The organism is Wenzhouxiangella sp. YN9 (assembly GCF_056324165.1).
The window spans coordinates 1-2,431 of record NZ_JBJNIP010000070.1 but is presented as its reverse complement, the minus strand read 5'-3'; the positions used below and the strand labels follow the sequence as shown (position 1 = coordinate 2,431).

Below are 2,431 nucleotides of genomic sequence, written 5' to 3'. Positions count from 1 at the left end.
CTGTCTGACGTCAACTACTTTGTCCGGTTGGCGACAACTAAATTGGCCGGTCGGTGAGTGTTTCTGACCTGCCTTTGATTGCCGGTGCTATTTCTCCTTTCTGCGGGCGGCTTGGGCGCGTTTTCGGTAGCTCTCGCCGGTCAGTTCGATGATGTCGGCGTGGTGGACCAGGCGGTCGACGGCGGCCACGGCCATCATGTTGTCCGGGAAGATGCTGTCCCAGGCGCTGAACGGGTGGTTGGAGGTGATCAGCAGGCTGCCTGACTCGTAGCGGTGAGCAATCAACTCGAACAGCACGGAGGTCTCGGCCTCGGTGCGCTGTACATAGCCGATGTCGTCGATGATCAGCAGCCGGTACTTGTCCAGCTTGGCCAGGGCGTCGGCTAGCGACAGGTTCTGTTTGGCGGCCTGCAGCTCCTGGACGAGGCTGGACGCCGGGTAGTAGCGGACCCGCAGCCCCTGCTCGATCAGGGCATGGCCGACGGCGGCGGCAAGGTGGCTCTTGCCCAGGCCGGAGGCGCCGAACAGCAGCAGGTTGGCGGTCTGATCGATCCAGGTCCGGTCATGGGCCAGGGTCGTCAGGCGCTGGCGCTGTGATGGGTCGACAGTCGCCATGTCGAACGTGGCCAGGGTCTTGCCAGCCGGCAGTCGGGCGTCGTGAAGATGGCGCTGCAGACGGCGCTGCTCACGCTCGGCCAACTCGTACTCGCACAGTGTGGCCAGCGCTTGCTTGAGCGACCAGCCGTGCTCGATGGCCCGGTCAGTGACCTCGTCGCAGCAGGCGACCATGGTCGGCAGCCGAAGCTGCCGCAGCAGGACAGGCAAGGCAGCGGCATCAACCATGACACGCCTCCCGGATCAGGCCATCGTAGTCGGCCAGGGCGTGCTGGGGCACGGACTGGCTCGCCGGAACCCGGCCGGGGCGTACCCGGAAGCGTTCCTGCAGTTCGATCAGGGTGGGACTGTCACCGGCTTCCAGGGCGGCAAGCCACCAGGCTCCGATCGTCGCGGCACGATCCTCATCGGCGGCCAGCTTCAGCCCGCCGACCACCCGTTTGCAGGCTTCCTGAAGGGGCAGCTCCTGTCTCAGTTGCTGATAGATCGACCGCCAGTTGGCGTCGGGCAGCAGCTCGTCGCGGAAAGCCAGGCCCGCCAGGGCGCGGGGCTTGCGAACCAGCCAACCGATGACGTGGCGGTAGTCGATACTGCGTACCCGGGCACCGTCCGGGCCGGGGCGCAGTCGCTTGAGCGTCATCAGCTCGGTCGCGCCATGATGGACGATGAGCCGATCGTCATAGAGGTGGATCCGCAGACGCTCATTGATCAACCGCGCCGGTACCGAGTAGAGCACCCGGCGCAGTGTGAAGGTACTCGAGCTGGTGACCCGAACGATCGCCTCGGTGTAGTTGACGCCGGCCTGGAAGGGCAGCGGGGCCAAGTGCTCGCGCTCGGCGCGGATGCGCTCGGCGTTGCGCTTGTTGATGCCAGCGGCGACCGAGTCGATAAAGGCCCGGTAGGCCTCAACGCTGTCGAAGTCCGATGACCCGCGCAGCGCTAGGCGCTGCCGGATCCGGCGCTTGAGATGACCATGCGGGGACTCGATGGCGCCGTTCTCGTGACCGCGGCCGCGGTTATTGCGCGAGGCCTCCATGCCATAGTGCTGGCACAGCGCCTGGTAGCGCTCGGTCATATCCTCCTGCGCCGCCTGGTCCAGGTTGCAGTAGGCCGCCGAGAGGCTGTCGGTGCGGTGCTCAGCCGGCACGCCACCGAGCGTCTCGAGTGCCTCAGTCAGTCCTTCGGCCAGCGCCGTGAAGCTCTCGCCGCCGAACACCACGCGGACATGACACCAGCCGCTGAAGGCCAGTCGGAAGTGGTAGAGCACATGGACCAGCACCACCCCGCGGATAGTGACCACCGTGTCCTTGAGCCAGGTGAAGTCCGACAGGCCGCGCCGACCCGGCGCGTGGACTTGCGGGAACATGACTTCCTTGTCCGGCCCATGCTGGGCCCGCCACGCCTTGACCCGGCGCTGCAGGGTACGCAGCAGAGAATCCGGATAGGCCTCCGGGTAGCGCTCCTGCAGCCACTCCAGCAGTGTCAGGGCCTGTAGCGAAGGCTGGAGAGCTAATTGCTCGGCAACCTCATCCCACACCGCCTCGAACGGGTCACTGCGCGTTCGCCAGTGGCGTGGCTTGCGACCCCGCCTGCCTTCTCGCTCGATCCGACGGCCGGTGCGCTCGGAAATCCCGGCCTTCGCCGCTGCAGCGACCTGGCCCTTACCTGCTTTTCTCTCGTCCATGAATACTTTGACCTGTTGCTCGGTGGCCGCCATCCAAAACCCCTTTCCGGGTGCAGTGAACAAACGGCCAAGCTTAGTGGCAACCGGCCAAAATAGTTGTCGCCGACCGGCCAAAGTAATTGTCGTTCAATA

At 65.4% G+C, this 2,431-nt stretch carries 2 protein-coding genes; both read right to left on the bottom strand.

The annotated features are described in order from the left end of the window. Positions 1-87: 87 nt before the first annotated feature. Positions 88-843, bottom strand: a complete 756-nt coding sequence (istB, locus tag ACEWQ0_RS04645) for an IS21-like element helper ATPase IstB (RefSeq protein ID WP_476484662.1) — start codon at positions 841-843, stop codon at positions 88-90. After that, positions 836-2,332 carry an IS21 family transposase gene (gene istA, locus ACEWQ0_RS04640; RefSeq protein WP_476484661.1) on the bottom strand — a complete coding sequence of 499 codons (1,497 nt, stop codon included), beginning with the start codon at positions 2,330-2,332 and terminating at the stop codon, positions 836-838. The genes istB and istA overlap by 8 nt, the downstream gene beginning before the upstream one ends. Positions 2,333-2,431 lie beyond the last annotated feature (99 nt).